10 protein-coding genes, 21 tRNA genes and 1 pseudogene are annotated in these 15,436 nt (G+C 70.1%); 5 read left to right on the plus strand and 27 right to left on the minus strand.

The window, feature by feature from the left end:
• Window positions 1-253 precede the first annotated feature (253 nt).
• Window positions 254-505 (plus strand): hypothetical protein, encoded by a 252-nt coding sequence (locus AAH979_RS38150; RefSeq protein ID WP_346263005.1) that lies wholly within the window; start codon window positions 254-256, stop codon window positions 503-505.
• 187 nt (window positions 506-692) lie between these two features.
• On the opposite strand, the gene AAH979_RS38155 is transcribed toward AAH979_RS38150, so the two are convergent.
• From AAH979_RS38155 to AAH979_RS38280, 26 genes are all read right to left on the minus strand, one after another.
• Window positions 693-765 (minus strand) — tRNA-Cys (locus tag AAH979_RS38155).
• A gap of 28 nt (window positions 766-793) precedes the next feature.
• A tRNA-Tyr gene (locus AAH979_RS38160) sits at window positions 794-876 on the minus strand.
• Window position 877: 1 nt separating this feature from the next.
• Window positions 878-954 (minus strand) — tRNA-His (locus AAH979_RS38165).
• A 20-nt stretch (window positions 955-974) separates the two neighbouring features.
• Window positions 975-1,047, minus strand: a tRNA-Val gene (locus AAH979_RS38170).
• A gap of 28 nt (window positions 1,048-1,075) precedes the next feature.
• Window positions 1,076-1,149: transfer RNA gene (locus AAH979_RS38175), tRNA-Glu, on the minus strand.
• A 7-nt stretch (window positions 1,150-1,156) separates the two neighbouring features.
• A tRNA-Val gene (locus AAH979_RS38180) sits at window positions 1,157-1,229 on the minus strand.
• A gap of 2 nt (window positions 1,230-1,231) precedes the next feature.
• Window positions 1,232-1,303 (minus strand) — tRNA-Met (locus tag AAH979_RS38185).
• 1 nt (window position 1,304) lies between these two features.
• Window positions 1,305-1,377 (minus strand) — tRNA-Lys (locus tag AAH979_RS38190).
• 11 nt (window positions 1,378-1,388) lie between these two features.
• Window positions 1,389-1,474 (minus strand) — tRNA-Ser (locus tag AAH979_RS38195).
• A gap of 402 nt (window positions 1,475-1,876) precedes the next feature.
• A complete protein-coding gene (locus AAH979_RS38200) occupies window positions 1,877-2,623 on the minus strand; it encodes a hypothetical protein (RefSeq protein WP_346263006.1) in 747 nt (248 codons plus the stop codon).
• Window positions 2,624-3,276: 653 nt separating this feature from the next.
• Window positions 3,277-3,351, minus strand: a tRNA-Arg gene (locus tag AAH979_RS38205).
• Between the two features lie 6 nt (window positions 3,352-3,357).
• Window positions 3,358-3,443: transfer RNA gene (locus AAH979_RS38210), tRNA-Ser, on the minus strand.
• A 23-nt stretch (window positions 3,444-3,466) separates the two neighbouring features.
• Window positions 3,467-3,539: transfer RNA gene (locus AAH979_RS38215), tRNA-Leu, on the minus strand.
• A 170-nt stretch (window positions 3,540-3,709) separates the two neighbouring features.
• Window positions 3,710-3,784, minus strand: a tRNA-Leu gene (locus tag AAH979_RS38220).
• Between the two features lie 6 nt (window positions 3,785-3,790).
• Window positions 3,791-3,862 (minus strand) — tRNA-Gln (locus tag AAH979_RS38225).
• A gap of 33 nt (window positions 3,863-3,895) precedes the next feature.
• A complete protein-coding gene (locus tag AAH979_RS38230; RefSeq protein ID WP_346263007.1) occupies window positions 3,896-4,336 on the minus strand; it encodes an HNH endonuclease in 441 nt (146 codons plus the stop codon).
• 66 nt (window positions 4,337-4,402) lie between these two features.
• Window positions 4,403-4,475, minus strand: a tRNA-Gly gene (locus AAH979_RS38235).
• A gap of 9 nt (window positions 4,476-4,484) precedes the next feature.
• Window positions 4,485-4,558 (minus strand) — tRNA-Leu (locus AAH979_RS38240).
• A gap of 3 nt (window positions 4,559-4,561) precedes the next feature.
• Window positions 4,562-4,648: transfer RNA gene (locus AAH979_RS38245), tRNA-Gln, on the minus strand.
• Window positions 4,649-4,662: 14 nt separating this feature from the next.
• Window positions 4,663-4,733: transfer RNA gene (locus tag AAH979_RS38250), tRNA-Gly, on the minus strand.
• Between the two features lie 11 nt (window positions 4,734-4,744).
• Window positions 4,745-4,817, minus strand: a tRNA-Glu gene (locus AAH979_RS38255).
• A gap of 38 nt (window positions 4,818-4,855) precedes the next feature.
• A tRNA-Pro gene (locus AAH979_RS38260) sits at window positions 4,856-4,928 on the minus strand.
• Window positions 4,929-5,037: 109 nt separating this feature from the next.
• Window positions 5,038-5,110: transfer RNA gene (locus tag AAH979_RS38265), tRNA-Trp, on the minus strand.
• 397 nt (window positions 5,111-5,507) lie between these two features.
• The gene (locus tag AAH979_RS38270) at window positions 5,508-6,311 is read right to left on the minus strand and encodes an alpha/beta hydrolase (protein ID WP_346263008.1); all 804 of its coding nucleotides are present in this window, start codon (window positions 6,309-6,311) and stop codon (window positions 5,508-5,510) included.
• A gap of 63 nt (window positions 6,312-6,374) precedes the next feature.
• Window positions 6,375-7,028: an MBL fold metallo-hydrolase gene (locus AAH979_RS38275; protein ID WP_346263009.1), complete on the minus strand. Its 654-nt coding sequence runs from the start codon at window positions 7,026-7,028 to the stop codon at window positions 6,375-6,377.
• Window positions 7,029-7,076: 48 nt separating this feature from the next.
• Window positions 7,077-7,832, minus strand: coding sequence for a maleylpyruvate isomerase family mycothiol-dependent enzyme (locus AAH979_RS38280; RefSeq protein WP_346263010.1), 756 nt, complete (start codon window positions 7,830-7,832; stop codon window positions 7,077-7,079).
• Between the two features lie 220 nt (window positions 7,833-8,052).
• Between AAH979_RS38280 and rsgA the strand changes: the two genes are divergently transcribed.
• From rsgA to uvrC, 4 genes and pseudogenes are all read left to right on the plus strand, one after another.
• On the plus strand, window positions 8,053-9,123 hold the full coding sequence (gene rsgA / locus AAH979_RS38285) for a ribosome small subunit-dependent GTPase A (RefSeq protein WP_346263011.1): 1,071 nt from the start codon (window positions 8,053-8,055) through the stop codon (window positions 9,121-9,123).
• A 142-nt stretch (window positions 9,124-9,265) separates the two neighbouring features.
• A pseudogene (gene uvrA, locus AAH979_RS38290) lies at window positions 9,266-12,199 on the plus strand (excinuclease ABC subunit UvrA); the annotation flags it as partial.
• A 310-nt stretch (window positions 12,200-12,509) separates the two neighbouring features.
• Window positions 12,510-12,995 carry a Rieske (2Fe-2S) protein gene (locus AAH979_RS38295; RefSeq protein WP_346263012.1) on the plus strand — a complete coding sequence of 162 codons (486 nt, stop codon included), beginning with the start codon at window positions 12,510-12,512 and terminating at the stop codon, window positions 12,993-12,995.
• A 77-nt stretch (window positions 12,996-13,072) separates the two neighbouring features.
• The gene (gene uvrC / locus AAH979_RS38300; RefSeq protein WP_346263013.1) at window positions 13,073-15,010 is read left to right on the plus strand and encodes an excinuclease ABC subunit UvrC; all 1,938 of its coding nucleotides are present in this window, start codon (window positions 13,073-13,075) and stop codon (window positions 15,008-15,010) included.
• A 20-nt stretch (window positions 15,011-15,030) separates the two neighbouring features.
• Here uvrC and AAH979_RS38305 read toward each other — a convergent pair whose 3' ends face one another.
• Window positions 15,031-15,288, minus strand: coding sequence for a hypothetical protein (locus tag AAH979_RS38305; RefSeq protein WP_346263014.1), 258 nt, complete (start codon window positions 15,286-15,288; stop codon window positions 15,031-15,033).
• Between the last annotated feature and the right edge of the window lie 148 nt (window positions 15,289-15,436).

Consider the following 15,436-nt stretch of genomic DNA (forward strand, 5'->3'; position numbering starts at 1 on the left):
GGCGGGCTGGGGCGGCCGGCCGGCACCACCCGGGGGACGCGGATCGCGGTCACGGGGGTGCCAGGACGGGCTGGGGCAACGGCCGGTCGGGGACGTGGTCGCGCAGCCGGGTCGGACCGGCGGCCGGTCGGGGGTGACCGGCCGCCGGGGCCGGCTGTCGACTCCGGGTGAAACCCTCGGCCGGCGGTGACAGCGGCCCGGGCGATGTCGCCGGCCAGGGCTGGCCGGGTACCGGCTGGCATACTGGGTTGCCATGGTGTTGTCGCGGCGCTGGGCCGGTTTCCTGATCCTGGTCGGCGTGTGGACCTGGGTGATCTGGCCCCGGTTCGCCGTCGCGATCTGGAACGACGCCCGGGCCTGGTCGACCGGGGAGATCGGGCAGGGCAGCCCGACGAGCTTCCTGTGGGTGCACGCGCTGCTGATCGGGGCGTCCCTGGCGATCGGCACCGCGGTCGGCGTGCTCGGCGTACGCGGCTGGTGGGCCGGACGGACTCCTCGGTCCTGAGCGGGCCTCGGCCCCTGAGCCCGTCCCCGCGCTGGACCGCGGCCGGGCGCCGGCCGGCGTTCCCCCGTCATCACCACCGCCGGCCGGCGAGTCATGGGCCCCGGTGTCGAACCGGGCACACCGCCAGAATGAGTGGCGGCCGAGCAGCCAACGCCCGCGCCCATGGAGTCCACAGTGGATGGCATCGAGGCCTCGCCGGGAGTCGAACCCGCATCACCCGCTTTGCAGGCGGGGCGCCCCACCGGGGACGAAACGAGGCCGGGCGGTGCCCGACGATCGGGCTCGACGTGCGGGTGGGAGGACTCGAACCTCCTCAGCGCGAAGCACCTGTTCTACAGACAGGCCCGACTCTCCAGCGTCGGCGCACCCGCGTGGGGTGACTGGCGGGACTCGAACCCAGCGACCTCCGGATCCACAGTCCGGCGCTCTTCCGGCTGAGCTACAGTCACCATCGCGGCCTTACGGCCAGTACCCGGACCTGGGATCGAACCAGGGACCTCCTCGGTGTGAACGAGGCGCTGCCACCACTGAGCTATCCGGGCATCGCTCCACGCGCATCCGGGAGCGAAGTAGCGCCGACGGGATTCGAACCCGCGAAATCCAGGGTGAAAGCCTGGCGACTCTTGCCACTCGTCCACGGCGCCACGTGCGTGTTCCGAGCTGGACTCGAACCAGCGACCCTCGCGATGTCGACGCGATGCTCTTCCGACTGAGCTACCGGAACGGGGGCGGGACCGGGAGTCGAACCCGGGGCCTGCGGTTTATGAGACCGCCGCGCTACCACTGCGCTATCCCGCAGTACGCCGCCAGGGACTTGAACCCTGAACCCACGCATTAAGAGTGCGTTGCTCTGACCATTGAGCTAGCGGCGCGAGACATGTGCTGGAGGAAGGCGGAGGAGTCGAACCCCTGTCGTTGCCGACACCCCGGTTTTCAAGACCGGTCGCCCGCCGCCGGGCGGCGCCTTCCGAGAGTTTGGCGGACCCCCGGGGTATGCCCGACCCCGGGGGTCCTGAAGTTCCACCCGTTCGCACGCCAGCGGCGTTTAAGCTCCACGATCAGTCTGCAGTCGACGTGCTTTGCCATTAAGCGACCGCCGCAGGGAGAGCGGCAGACTGGACTCGAACCAGCATCTCGTCGAGGTTGTCGTGGTCGGTAGATCTGGCGATCGGTGGGGGTGCTGAGCCTGGAGCGATAGTCTCAGCCTGCTCGGTGCCGGTCTGCCTCTACCGGTTGGGCTACCTCGGCCCGAAGTGCCGAGGGGAGGACTTGAACCTCCACTGGAACCGTCACCGTTGATGAGCCTGACAGGTCAGCCTCAGTCTCGGCGCATCTCGCGCCACCCCCCGCTCCACGGGGGTGCCTGGGAGACTACCCGAACAGGTAGCCGAACACCTCGTCGCCGACGGTGCGGTCCTCGACGGTGGTGCTGTTGGCCTCCTCGCGGGCCACCTTCACCGCCTCCAGCAGCTTGTCGACCCGGCCGCGCAGCACCTTGACCCGTTCGGCCGGCAGGGCGCCGGAGAGCTTCACCGTGGTCCAGGTGCCCACCGGTACGTCCTCGGTGTAGACCTCGACCTGCGCCGGGTGCTTCTCGGTCGCCTCGGCCTTGACGTGGTTGCGGTGCACCTTGCGCATCTTCTGGGTCTGGCTCGGCGTACTCGCGTAGCAGCCGCGGTCGGGGTCGAACTCCCACCGCTCCGCCGCGTCCAGGGTGGCCAGCCCGTCGACGAAGGTACGCAGGTCGACGAGCTGCTTCTCCAGGAAGAGCAGATAGGTGACCGGTGCCTGGCGGACCAGCGTCCGCCCGTCGACCACCACGTCGGCCTTGGCGGTGGCGTTGCCGGTGTCCTGGAGGAACTGGAGGTCGAAGAGTCGACCCATGGTGGTGGCGACCTCGTCGAGGACCTCCTGGACGGTGTACTGCACCCGGGTCGACTCCGGCGGCAACTGCTCGCGGATGTCGTCGGCGAACGGCTGGTAGGTCCGGGAGATGCCGGAGAGCGGCGGCGCCTTCTGGGTACGCCGGTGCGCGTCGGTGAGCTCCCGCTTGGCCTGCGGCTTGAAGCCCTGCACCAGCGCGTTGACCTTGTGCAGTTCGGTGGGATTGGGCACCATGATCCTCTCGGTCTCGTCGGGCAGACGATAGTCGTCGCCGCCACGTACGGCGACCCGGTCGAAGTCGGGACGGCCGGACTTGAACCGACGACGTTCTCAGCTCCCGGCCAGGCAATCCGCCAAGGTGAGCTATATCTCGCTCAAAGTTTCAATCTCGATATCATCACATCCGCGACGATTGTAGGTACGTACCGCGTGGCAGTTTGCGCAAACAAGGTCGCACTTGGCGATCTCTTTCCAGACAGCTCGCCCGGCAGCCCGGCGAGCCAGGCTGGCAACATTGTCCCGCTTCTGCTCGCCGGGCCTATGGTCGAACTGCATTGCGGCCGGGTGGTAGCGGTTACCGCAGTCCATGCATGGGTTCTCCGCTTTGAAGGCGCGAACTGCCTGTAAGACCTCCATTCGGAGCTGCGTTTTACGCGCCTCTCGACGCAACGAATGTTTGGCCCAACTCTCTGCGTCGATCACCTTTCGGCAAGGACGACACTGGTGCTGTAATCCGTCGCGCGTACGCGCGTTCTTCTGAAAGTCAGAGAATGGCTTATGCGCCTTGCATCGACCGCATTTCTTCACAACAGCATGGTACTAGGACCAACTTGATTGCCGCACCCCCAGTGCGGCGCGCTACCAAGCTGCGCCACGTCCCGATGTCGTACCCCTGGGAGGATTCGAACCTCCGCTCGACACGGCTTCGTAGGCCGCCGCTCTATCCACTGAGCTACAAGGGCAGGAAGCGGAAGGAGAGGGATTCGAACCCTCGCCGGCGGTGCGCCGGTCCGCCTTAGCGGGGCGGTGCCATCGACCTCTCGGCCATCCTTCCGAACCGCGCCGACGGCGCGTACGTACCCGGAGCAGGAGTCGAACCTGCAACACACTGGTTCTGAGCCAGCGGCCTCTTCCGTTGGGCTACCCGGGCATGGGTGAACCTTTTTCAACCTCCCCTTGCGGTCCGTCAGCCGCAGGGTCGGACGCGGTGTGTGAGCGCCGCGCGGTTCAGGTTGAAAATGGTTCAGTGGAGTGACGCGGGATCGAACCGCGCACGCGCAGCTTGCAAGGCAACACTGTGCACCAGCACCCACCCCGAAGTGCCCTCGGCGCGACTCGAACGCGCACGTGACCAGGCTCTCGACCTGGCGCCTCTACCAATTGGGCCACGAGGGCATCGCGCTTCCGGACAAGGATTTGAACCTCGATTTCCTGAATCAGAATCAGGTGTCCTGCCAGTTGGACGATCCGGAAATGGCGGCCGGCGGGGAAATCCGCCGGCCGCCGTCAGCGCCGGGTCAGCGCGGCCCAACTGGGGACCGTCGCCGCCGACCGCAGCACCATGCCCGCCTCGGCGGGGGTGCGGTCTGCCTTGCGCTGATTGCAGCCGTCGCAGGACGCGACGGTGTTGGTCCAGGTGTTCCGGCCTCCACGGGAGCGGGGCAGGATGTGGTCGACGGTGCTCGCGTGACCACCGCAGTAGCCGCACCGGCGGCCGTCCCGAGTGAGCACACCCGACCGGGACCAGGCCGGTCCCGAGCTGAAGCGCCACCTGGTGAGGACGTACTTCACCAGGCGGACCACCGTCGGCACCGGGTAGACCCCGATCAGCCGGTCCGGTACCGCCTCGTGCACCTCGGCGACGCGCCGGACCAGCATCCGTACGGCGTGCCGGAGACTGACCCGGTGGAGCGGGCCGAGGTCGGCGTTGATGACCAGTACGTCCACCGGATACCTCCTTCTCTCGTCGATGTCACGCGACTCTCGTCACGGAACTCCCCGCACGGGGTTCGGAGCGGCTACCGGGATTTGAACCCGGGACCTCCACCATGGCAAGGTGGCGCGCTGCCAACTGCGCTACAGCCGCGTGGGAAAATGCTCCGGGTGCGATTCGAACGCACACTGTGCGCGTTTTGAGCGCGCTGCCTCCTACCGTTGGGCTACCGGAGCGGGTGGCCGGGGAAGCTGGACTCGAACCAGCACGAGCGTTACCGTCTCCCGGTCCAAAGCCGGGCATGTTGCCAGTTACACCATTCCCCGTCGGGGTACTGCCGAACGGCCACGGAGAATCGAACTCCGGTCCTCTGGGTGGAAGCCAGGCGCTCTGCCGCCCCGCTATGGCCGCGATGTCGTGCGTAGACCGTGCCGGAATCGAACCGGCCTTCTCCAGAGTGAGAGTCTGGCGAGATAACCACTACTCCAACGGTCCGGGCGGGGGCGGAGTCGCCCCGAATACACTGAAACTCGTCCGGGACCCGAGAATCGAACTCGGTGTCTCCTGTTCCCAAAACAGGCGGGTCAGCCGTCTCCCTCGCCCCGGATCGGCCCGGCCGGCGCGGTGGTACGGCGCCGGCCGGGCATCATCTATGCCATCCACTGTGGAGTTCTCAACGTGGTACCGGTCCCGCCGGCCGAGGTCGGGGGAGAAGCAGGGGTGACAGGACTCGAACCTGCAACCTTCGGATTTGGAGGCCGCTGCGCTGCCAGTTGCGCCACACCCCTGTGTGGTGAAAGCCCGTGGGCAAAAGAAACGCCGCCCGGTCCCGGGTCTGGGAGGGCGGCGTAGACGCGAGTGGAGTCGCGTTACGTCCGCCAGCCGCCCAGCTCGGCACATTCGCCGGCGCTTAGGTGGACGGGGCGCCCGAGCATGGCGTAGCCCGCCGGAACGTACGGCTTCTGCCGCCACGCTCGCGATGAGGCCTGCCACAACATCGGATGCTCCCTGTCGTTTCGGTGTCGCTTTGTTGATCGCTGTGGTAACTACGGTAGGGGCCGCTCCCGCGCGGAGCAACATCTTTTTCGGCTTTTCCCCGCACCGTCCGGTCGGCGGGCGGCAATAGCCGCTCAGCATCGTTGCCGGCACCGGTGGACCGCGGTGCCGGCAACGAGCACATCGGACTCAGCGGACCTGTTCGACCAGGCGGGTCACCGCGGCCGCCACCACGTCGGGCGCCTGGGCCTGCGGGAAGTGACCCACTCCGGGCACCATCACCACCTCGGCTCCGAGCTGTTCGCCGATCCAGTGCGCCTCGGCCGCCGGGTCCTTCCAGTCCACGTCGGCCGCGCCCATCACCACGACGGCGGGGGCCGAGACCTCGGGCAGCCGTTGCCGGGCCGGTTCGTGCGAGGTGCGGGTGGTCTGCACGAAGGCCGGCCAGTGTCCCGGCCGGCGCAGGTTGTCGCGCACCCGGGCGAGGTGCTGCTGGTAGCCCTCGGGCTTGGTGCCGGGCAGCCACTTCGGGTAGTAGCCGAGGAAGGCCGCCGGGCCCCAGGGCCGGACGAGCATGATCCGGAACAGCAGGTTCATCACGGCCGCCCCGGCGGGGTTCCGGACGAACGGGCCGAGCAGGGCGAGGCCGCGTACCTTCGCCGGGGCGTCGGCGGCGGCGATCACGGCGGCTCCGGCGCCCATGGAGTTGCCGACCAGGTATCCGGACCCGCCGAGTTCGTCGAGGAGGGCGAGCAGGTCGCTGGCGAGCGCGACGTCGTCGTACCGCGAGAAGCTGGTGTCGCTGTCGCCGTGCCCCCGGATGTCCATGACGGCCACCCGGTAGCCCGCCTCGACCAGCTTCGGCGCGAGCAGCCGGTACGACTGGCGCAGCTCGCCCATCCCCGGTGTGCAGATCACCAGCGGGCCGTCGCCGTCCCAGAGGTCGTACGCGATGCGCCCCTCCGGGCGGCGAAGGTAGTGGGTGTCAGTCATAGCTTTAAAGCTACACCCATTAGCTAACCGCGCCAAGAGCCGACGCGTCCCGAGCGGCCGGACTCACCAGCCCCGGGCGCGCCACTCCGGTAGCGACGGCCGCTCGGCGCCGAGCGTGCTGTCCCGACCGTGGCCCGGATAGAACCAGGTCGCGTCCGGCAGCCGGTCGAAGATCTTCTGCTCCACGTCGTTGATCAGCGAGCCGAACCGCACCGGATCCCGGTCGGTGTTGCCCACCCCGCCCGGAAACAGCGAGTCCCCGGTGAACAGGTGCGTCCCGTCGACCTCGTCCCGATAGAGCAGCGCGACGGAGCCGGGGGTGTGTCCGACGATGTGGATCACCTCTAGTTCGCGGTCGCCGACCCGGATCCGGTCGCCGTCGGTGAGCGGTTCGGAGGGGATCGGCAGCCCGTCCGCGTCGTCGGCGTGCACCAGCGACCGGGCCCCGGTGCTGGCCACCACCTCTTCCAGCGCGACCCAGTGGTCCATGTGCCGGTGCGTGGTGACCACGGCGGCCAGCCCGCCGTCGCCGATCAGTTCCAGTAGTCGGGGTGCCTCGTTGGCCGCGTCGATCAGCACCTGTTCGCCGGTCGAGGCGCAGCGCAGCAGGTACGCGTTGTTGTCCATCGGGCCGACCGAGAGCTTGCTGACGGCGAGGCCGGTCAGCTCGCGTACGTCGGGTGGGCCGTCGGCGACGACGTCTCCGGTGTAGCTCATGTTCGGGTGCCTCCGAGTTGGTCGGCGGAGCAGAGTCGGGTCGGCGGATCAGATCCAGGGCGGGGGTGCCGGCAGCGGCCCGGCGGGCGTGACCACGAGGCCGGTACCGCTGTTCCGTCCGGTCAGCCAGCCGGCCAGTTCGTGCGCCGGGCCGGCGACGGTGCGCAGTTCCGGGCCGCTGTCCGGGGCCGGGATGCCGACCGGCCGGCCCCGCCCGGTGTGGACGGTCAGCGGTTGCCCGGTCTCCGCCGGCAGCAGCACCAGGGCGAGTGGATCGTCCCGCTCGGCCAGGTCGTGCACCACCTCGTGCAGCAGTCGCTGGCTGAACGCGTCCGGCCAGTCGGCGGTCCGGTAGCCGGCGGCGAGGTCGACGTGGTGCACCTCCACCTCGCGCAGCCGCCCCCAGGCCAGGGTGGCGGCGGGCCGCAGCCCCCGGGCGGAGCGGACCTGTGCGGCCCAGGCGTCCGCGGGCAGCACCCGGGCGGCCTCGACGAACCGTTCCGCGCTGGCCCGCAGGTCGGCGAGCTGGACGGCGGCCGGCCGGGCCGCGCCGGCGGCGATGTCCGCGTTCCGGGCCGCCGGGTTCGGGTACTGCGGGATGTCCTCGCCGGTACGCGCCGAGGTCAGCAGGTTGACGAAGCTGTCGGCGTTCCGGGCGAGGTGGCTGAGCACGTGTCCCCGGGTCCAACCGGGGAGCAGGGACGGCTCGCCGATCGCCGCCTCGTCGAGCCCGTCGACGGTCCGCAACAGCCGGTCCGTCGCCCGGTCCACCTCGGGCAGCAGCGCGAGTGGGTCGAGTGTCACGACTCACGACGATAGCGCTCGACGACCGGAGGGGCCCGGACGCCTCCGCCGGGAGTGGCGGGCGGAATTGGCTTTCGGTCTGGCCGGAGCAGCACCTACCGTCGACACCACACCCGCATGGCGTGAGGAGGTGGGATGCATGCCGGTCGCAGTGCGCGGGGCCACCGTTTCCACTTCTGAATTCGACTGCTGAATTCCACTCCTGACGACAAGGGTTGACATGACCTTCGATCTCGCGTCCCTCGGCTGGGACGCGTCCGCGGCCGCGGCGTACCTGGACCGCGGCGACGAACTACGGCCGGGGCGGGTCGTCCGGGCCGACCGGGGGATCTGCACGGTGCTCGTCACGGCCGGACCGGTCCGGGCCAGTCTCGGTGGCGGGGTGCTGGTCGCAGCCGCCCGGGACGCCGTCAACCTGCCCTGTGCGGGGGACTGGGTGCTGGTCCGGGACTGGCCGGACGGGCGACTGACCGTGGAGACGGTGCTGCCCCGGCGTACCGCGATCGTGCGGCGGACCGCCGACAAGGACTCGACCGGCCAGGTGTTGGCGGCCAACGCCGATGCGGCGGCGGTGATCGAGCCGCTGCATCCGTCGCCGGACGTGGCCCGGATCGAGCGGCTGCTCGCGCTGGCCTGGGAGTCCGGCGCCACCCCACTGCTGGTGCTCACCAAATGTGACCTGGTGGCCGATCCGGCGGCGGTGGCCGAGCAGCTCGGCGAGGCGGCGCCGGGCGTCGAGGTGCTGCCGGTGAGCGCCCAGCGCGGTACCGGGCTGGCCCGGCTGCGCCCGTGGGTCGCCGCCGGCCGGACCCTGGCGCTGCTCGGGCCGTCCGGTGCCGGCAAGTCGACGCTGGTGAACGCGCTGGCCGGCGCGACGGTGATGACCACCCAGGGGGTACGCGGGGTGGACGGCAAGGGCCGGCACACCACCACGCACCGGCAACTGATCCCGATCCCGGGCGGGGGAGCGGTGCTGGACACCCCGGGCGTGCGGGCGGTGGGTCTGCTCGACGCGGCGGTCGGGCTGGACCAGGCCTTCGCCGACGTGGCCGCACTCGTCGCCGCCTGCCGGTTCGCCGACTGCGGGCACCGGGGCGAGCCGGGCTGCGCGATCCAGGGCGCGCTGGAGACCGGCGAGCTGAGCCCGCGGCGCTGGGCGAGCTGGCAGAAACTCCAGCGCGAGGTGGCGTACGAGACACGCCGTCGGGACGCGCGGCTGGCGGCCGAGGAGCGGTACAAATGGAAGCGGATTCGCAAGGAGCAGCGGAGTCGGGGCGGCCCGGGGCGGTGAGCTGCCGGGATCGGGGGCGTTGACCTGCGGGAATCTGCCGGCGGGGAAAACTGTCATACGCCGGGGCTAGAGTTGCCGAGGCGCTTCTCTGCGCCACCAAATCGGACAGAACATATCTTTTCTCCCCGGGAGTGCGCGGACAGTGGCCGACCGACTGATCATCCGTGGCGCGCGTGAACACAACCTGCGCGACGTCAACCTCGACCTGCCACGCGACGCCCTGATCGTCTTCACCGGGCTCTCCGGTTCCGGCAAGTCCAGCCTGGCCTTCGACACGATCTTCGCCGAGGGCCAGCGACGTTACGTGGAGTCGCTGTCGTCGTACGCCCGGCAGTTCCTCGGCCAGATGGACAAGCCGGACGTCGACTTCATCGAGGGCCTGAGCCCGGCCGTCTCGATCGACCAGAAGTCCACCTCGCGCAACCCGCGCTCCACCGTCGGCACCATCACCGAGGTCTACGACTACCTCCGGCTGCTCTTCGCCCGGGTCGGCGAGCCGCACTGCCCGATCTGCGGCGAGAAGATCTCCAAGCAGAGCCCGCAGCAGATCGTCGACCGGGTGCTGGCGATGGACGAGGGCACCCGGTTCATGGTGCTGGCGCCGGTGGTGCGCGGCCGCAAGGGCGAGTACGTCGACCTCTTCGCCGAACTCCAGGCCAAGGGTTACGCCCGGGCCCGGGTCGACGGGGTGGTCTATCCGCTGACCGAGCCGCCGAAGCTGAAGAAGCAGGAGAAGCACACCATCGAGGTGGTGGTGGACCGGCTCACCGTCAAGGGGAGTGCCAAGCAGCGGCTCACCGACTCGGTGGAGTCCGCGCTCGGGCTCTCCGGCGGGCTGGTGCTGCTCGACTTCGTCGACCTGCCCGAGGACGACCCGGGGCGGGAACGGCGCTACTCCGAGCACCTGGCCTGCCCCAACGACCACCCGCTGGCGATCGAGGACCTCGAACCCCGGGTCTTCTCCTTCAACGCCCCGTACGGCGCCTGCCCCGAGTGCACCGGGCTGGGCACCAAGAAGGAGGTCGACGCCGAACTCGTCGTACCCGATCCGGAGCGGACGCTGCGCGAGGGTGCTGTCCAGCCGTGGTCCGGCGGGCACACCCAGGAATACTTCCTCCGCCTGTTGCAGGCGTTGGGCGAGGCCGAGCACTTCGACCTCGACACCCCGTGGCGGGCGCTCCCGTCCCGGGCGCAGAAGACCATCCTGCACGGCTCCGGCGACCAGGTGCACGTGCGCTACCGCAACAAGTACGGCCGCGAGCGCTCCTACTACACCGGCTTCGAGGGCGTGGTGCAGTGGATCGAGCGGCGGCACAACGACACCGAGTCGGACTGGTCCCGCGACAAGTACGAGGGGTACATGCGGGACGTGCCCTGCCCGGTCTGCCGGGGCAGCCGGCTCAAGCCGGAGGTGCTGGCGGTCACCCTGGGCGGGCGGAACATCGCCGAGGTCTGCGCACTGTCGGTCGGCGAGTGCGCGGAGCTGCTCGGTGGGATGACCCTGACCGACCGGCAGAAGATGATCGCCGAGCGGGTGCTCAAGGAGATCAACGCCCGGCTCCGCTTCCTGGTCGACGTCGGCCTGGACTACCTGTCGCTGGACCGGCCGGCCGGCACCCTCTCCGGCGGCGAGGCGCAGCGGATCCGGCTCGCCACCCAGATCGGCTCCGGTCTGGTCGGGGTGCTCTACGTGCTGGACGAGCCGTCGATCGGGCTGCACCAGCGGGACAACCACCGGCTGATCGAGACGCTGGTCCGGCTCAAGGGGCTGGGCAACACGCTGATCGTGGTGGAGCACGACGAGGACACCATCAGGACGGCCGACTGGATCGTCGACATCGGGCCGGGGGCCGGCGAGCACGGCGGCAAGATCGTGCACAGCGGTTCGGTGCCGGAGCTGCTGGCCAACACCGACTCGGTGACCGGGGCGTACCTCTCCGGGCGCCGGTCGATCCCGACCCCGCAGGGGCGCCGGCCGCAGATGCCGGGCCGGGAGCTGGTGGTGCAGGGTGCGCGCGAGCACAACCTGCGGAACCTGACCGTCTCGTTCCCGCTCGGCCAGTTCATCGCGGTCACCGGGGTCAGCGGTTCGGGCAAGTCGACGCTGGTCAACGACATCCTCTACGCCGTACTCGCCAACCAGATCAACGGGGCCCGGCTGGTGCCCGGCCGGCACACCCGGATCACCGGCCTGGAGCACGTCGACAAGGTGGTCGGGGTCGACCAGTCGCCGATCGGGCGTACCCCGAGGTCCAACCCGGCGACCTACACCGGGGTCTGGGACCACGTCCGCAAGCTCTTCGCCGAGACCACCGAGGCGAAGGTCCGCGGCTACGGGCCGGGCCGGTTCTCCTTCAACGTCAAGGGCGGCCGGTGCGAGGCGTGCAGCGGCGACGGCACGATCAAGATCGAGATGAACTTCCTGCCCGACGTCTACGTGCCGTGTGAGGTCTGCAAGGGTGCCCGCTACAACCGGGAGACCCTGGAGGTGCACTACAAGGGGCGGACGGTCTCCGACATCCTGGAGATGCCGATCGAGGAGGCGGCCGAGTTCTTCTCGGCGATCCCGGCCATCCACCGGCACCTGAAGACCCTGGTCGACGTCGGCCTCGGGTACGTCCGGCTCGGCCAGCCGGCACCGACCCTCTCCGGCGGCGAGGCGCAGCGGGTCAAGCTCGCCTCCGAGCTGCAGAAGCGCTCCACCGGCCGGACGGTGTACGTGCTCGACGAGCCGACCACCGGGCTGCACTTCGAGGACATCCGCAAGCTGCTCGGGGTGCTGGAGAGCCTGGTCGACAAGGGCAACACGGTGATCGTCATCGAGCACAACCTGGACGTGATCAAGACCGCCGACTGGCTGGTCGACATGGGCCCGGAGGGCGGGCACCGGGGCGGCACGGTGCTGGCCGCCGGTACCCCGGAGGAGCTGGCGGAGGTGCCGGAGAGCCACACCGGGCAGTTCCTCCGGCCGGTGCTCGGGCTGACCGGACCGGCCCGGGGAGCGAGCGCGGCCACCACCCGGGCGGCCCGGGCCAACGGCACCGCGAAGACCAACGGCACCGCGAAGGCCGCCGGCGGCGGTGCGAAGGCCGCCGGAGCGGCGCCGGCCAACGGCGGTGTGACCAGGGCAAACGGCGGCGTGGCCAAGGGTGGTGACGGTACCGCGAAGGCCGGCAACGGCCGGGCCGGCGGCGGTACGGTGAAGGGCGGCGCCGCCCGGGCGGGTACGACGGCGAAGACCACGGCCGCGAAGACCGGGCCGGCGAAGAGCCGGCGTACCGGAAAGTCCTGACGCCGGGCCGGTTGAACCGGTTGGTGGATATATCCGTGTCTTCGGGCGTGGCCGCGGACGACCAGGAGCGCGGCGCCGAAGAGGAAGGCTAGGTATGAGTGACGAACTGACCGGGCCGGGCACGCAGACCCGACGGGCGCTGTTGGCCGGTGCGGGTGTGGTTGGCGTGTCCGTGGTGTTGGCCGCGTGCGGCACCGGCGACGACGACGCGCTCGACGGCACCGGAAGCAGCCCGTCGGCCGGCGCTCCGGCCCCCAGCGGTTCGGCGAGCGCTCCGGCCGAGGGTGGCGGCGCCGCCGCGCTGGCCAAGAAGAGCGAGATCCCGGTCGGCGGCGGCAAGATCATTGCGGAGCAGCAGATCGTGGTCACCCAGCCGACCGAGGGCGAGTTCAAGGCCTTCAGCTCGATCTGCACCCACCAGCAGTGCCCGGTGACCGCCGTCGACGGCGGCACGATCAACTGTAGTTGCCACTTCAGCAAGTTCTCGGTCGCGGACGGCTCGGTCAAGGGTGGCCCGGCCACCAAGCCGCTGGCCGAGAAGAAGGTCACCGTCGACGGGGACAACATCGTCCTGGCCTGAGCCGGCGTACGCCTGGCGCGGCCGACCCTCCGTCGCCGCGCCAGGCGGTGTCCCAGGCGGGGTCTACGCTTGTCGGCGTGCCCGACCCCGCTACCTATCGCCCGGCACCGGGCACGATTCCCGACCTGCCCGGGGTATACCGATTCCGGGATCCGACCGGCCGGGTGATCTATGTCGGCAAGGCCAAGAGCCTGCGCAGCCGCCTCAATTCCTACTTCGGCGACCTGTGGAACCTGCACCAGCGCACCCAGCAGATGGTCACCACCGCCGGCAGCGTGGACTGGGTCACCGTCGGCACCGAGGTCGAGGCGCTCCAGCTCGAGTACAACTGGATCAAGCAGTACGACCCCCGGTTCAACGTGCGCTATCGGGACGACAAGTCGTACCCCTATCTCGCGGTCACCCTCGACGAGGAGTTCCCCCGGCTCCAGGTGATGCGGGGCGCCAAGCGCAAGGGGGTGCGCTACTTCGGGCCGTACTCGCACGCCTGGGCGATCCGCGAGACGCTGGACCTGCTACTCCGGGTCTTCCCGGCCCGGACCTGCTCCGCCGGGGTGTTCCGGCGGCAGGCCCAGATCGGCCGGCCGTGCCTGCTCGGTGACATCGGCAAGTGCTCGGCCCCGTGCGTCGGCCGGGCCTCGGCCGACGAGCACCGCCGGATCGTCGACGAGTTCTGCGACTTCATGGCCGGCCGCACCGACCAGATGGTCCGCCGGCTCGAACGCGAGATGGGCGAGGCCAGCGAGGCGCTGGAGTTCGAGCGGGCCGCCCGGCTGCGCGACGACATCGTGGCGCTGCGCCGGGCGATGGAGAAGCAGACCGTGGTCTTCGGCGACGGCACCGACGCCGACGTGGTGGCGTTCGCCGAGGATCCGCTGGAGGCGGCGGTCCAGGTCTTCCACGTCCGGGACGGCCGGGTACGCGGCCAGCGCGGCTGGGTGGTGGAGAAGGTCGAGGACCTGACCACCGGAGACCTGGTGCACCACTTCTGCTCCCAGGTCTACGGCGGGGCCGAAGGGGAAGGCGACGTGCCCCGCGAGCTGCTGGTGCCCGCGCTGCCGGCCGACGTCGACGCGCTGGCCGAGTGGCTGTCGGCGCGGCGGGGCAGCAAGGTGGCCCTGCGGGTGCCGCAGCGCGGCGACAAGAAGGCGCTGCTGGAGACGGTGGCCCGCAACGCGGCCGAGGCGCTGACCCGGCACAAGCTGCGCCGGGCCGGTGACCTGACCACCCGCAGCGAGGCGCTGGACGAGATCACCGAGGCGCTCGGGCTGCGTACCGCGCCGCTGCGGATCGAGTGCTACGACGTCTCGCAGATCCAGGGCACCGACGTGGTGGCCAGCATGGTCGTCTTCGAGGACGGCCTGCCGCGCAAGAGCGAATACCGGCGGTTCGTGGTGCGGGGAGCCACCGACGACCTGTCGGCGCTCTCCGAGGTGCTGCGCCGGCGGTTCGCCCGCTACCTCCAGGCCCGGGGCGAGACCGGGGAGATCGGTGACGAGATGGCCTCCGACCCGGACCGGCCGGGCATCGACCCGACCACCGGGCGGCCACGGAAGTTCGCATACCCGCCGCAGCTCGTGGTGGTGGACGGCGGGCAGCCCCAGGTCGCCGCCGCTGCGGAGGTCTTCGCCGAACTGGGCCTCGACGACATCGCGCTCTGCGGGCTGGCCAAGCGGCTGGAGGAGGTGTGGCTGCCCGGCGACGAGTTCCCGGTCATCCTGCCGCGCACCTCCGAAGGGCTCTATCTGCTGCAACGGGTCCGGGACGAGGCCCACCGGTTCGCCATCACCTTCCACCGGCAGCGCCGCTCCAAGCGGATGACCGTCTCCGGCCTCGACCACGTCCCCGGCCTCGGCGAGATACGCCGCAAGGCACTGCTGCGACACTTCGGATCGGTGAAGCGGCTGTCGGCGGCCACGCTGGAGGAGATCGCCGAGGTGCCGGGGATTGGCCGGCGTACGGCGGAGGCGATCGTCGCGGCATTGCGTCCGGCGGAGGCACCGGAGAACCGCTGACACCCGATGCGGGCGGCCGGTCAGCGAGTGCACTCCAGCAGCACCCATGCCTCGTACCCGCCGGGCCAGGTGTAACTGTCGATCACTTCGCAGTCGGTGAAACCGGCGTCCCGGGCCCTGCCCAGGGCCTGGCCGTATGCCCAGTGATAGGCCAGCCCCATGCTGCTGTAGCCCTCACCACGGAACTGCCCGGTCTCGACGGCGCTCGCCACCGTACCGGTGCCCAACACGACGATGGATGCGGTGAGTAGTGCAGAGGTGACTATCCGGATAAGCATCGCATCAGGATAAGCGGATATCGATGCGACTGCATGTGGAGGCGTTCGGCGCTGGTTCATGTCGTCTGCCGCACGCGTCTGGGCGCGATGTCCGCCGTGTCCGAATCTGGCCCAAGATCAACTCGGTCCCGGCATGGCCGGTGGAATA

Origin of the sequence: Plantactinospora sp. ZYX-F-223 (assembly GCF_039649625.1) — a bacterium.
Lineage (GTDB): Bacteria > Actinomycetota > Actinomycetes > Mycobacteriales > Micromonosporaceae > Plantactinospora.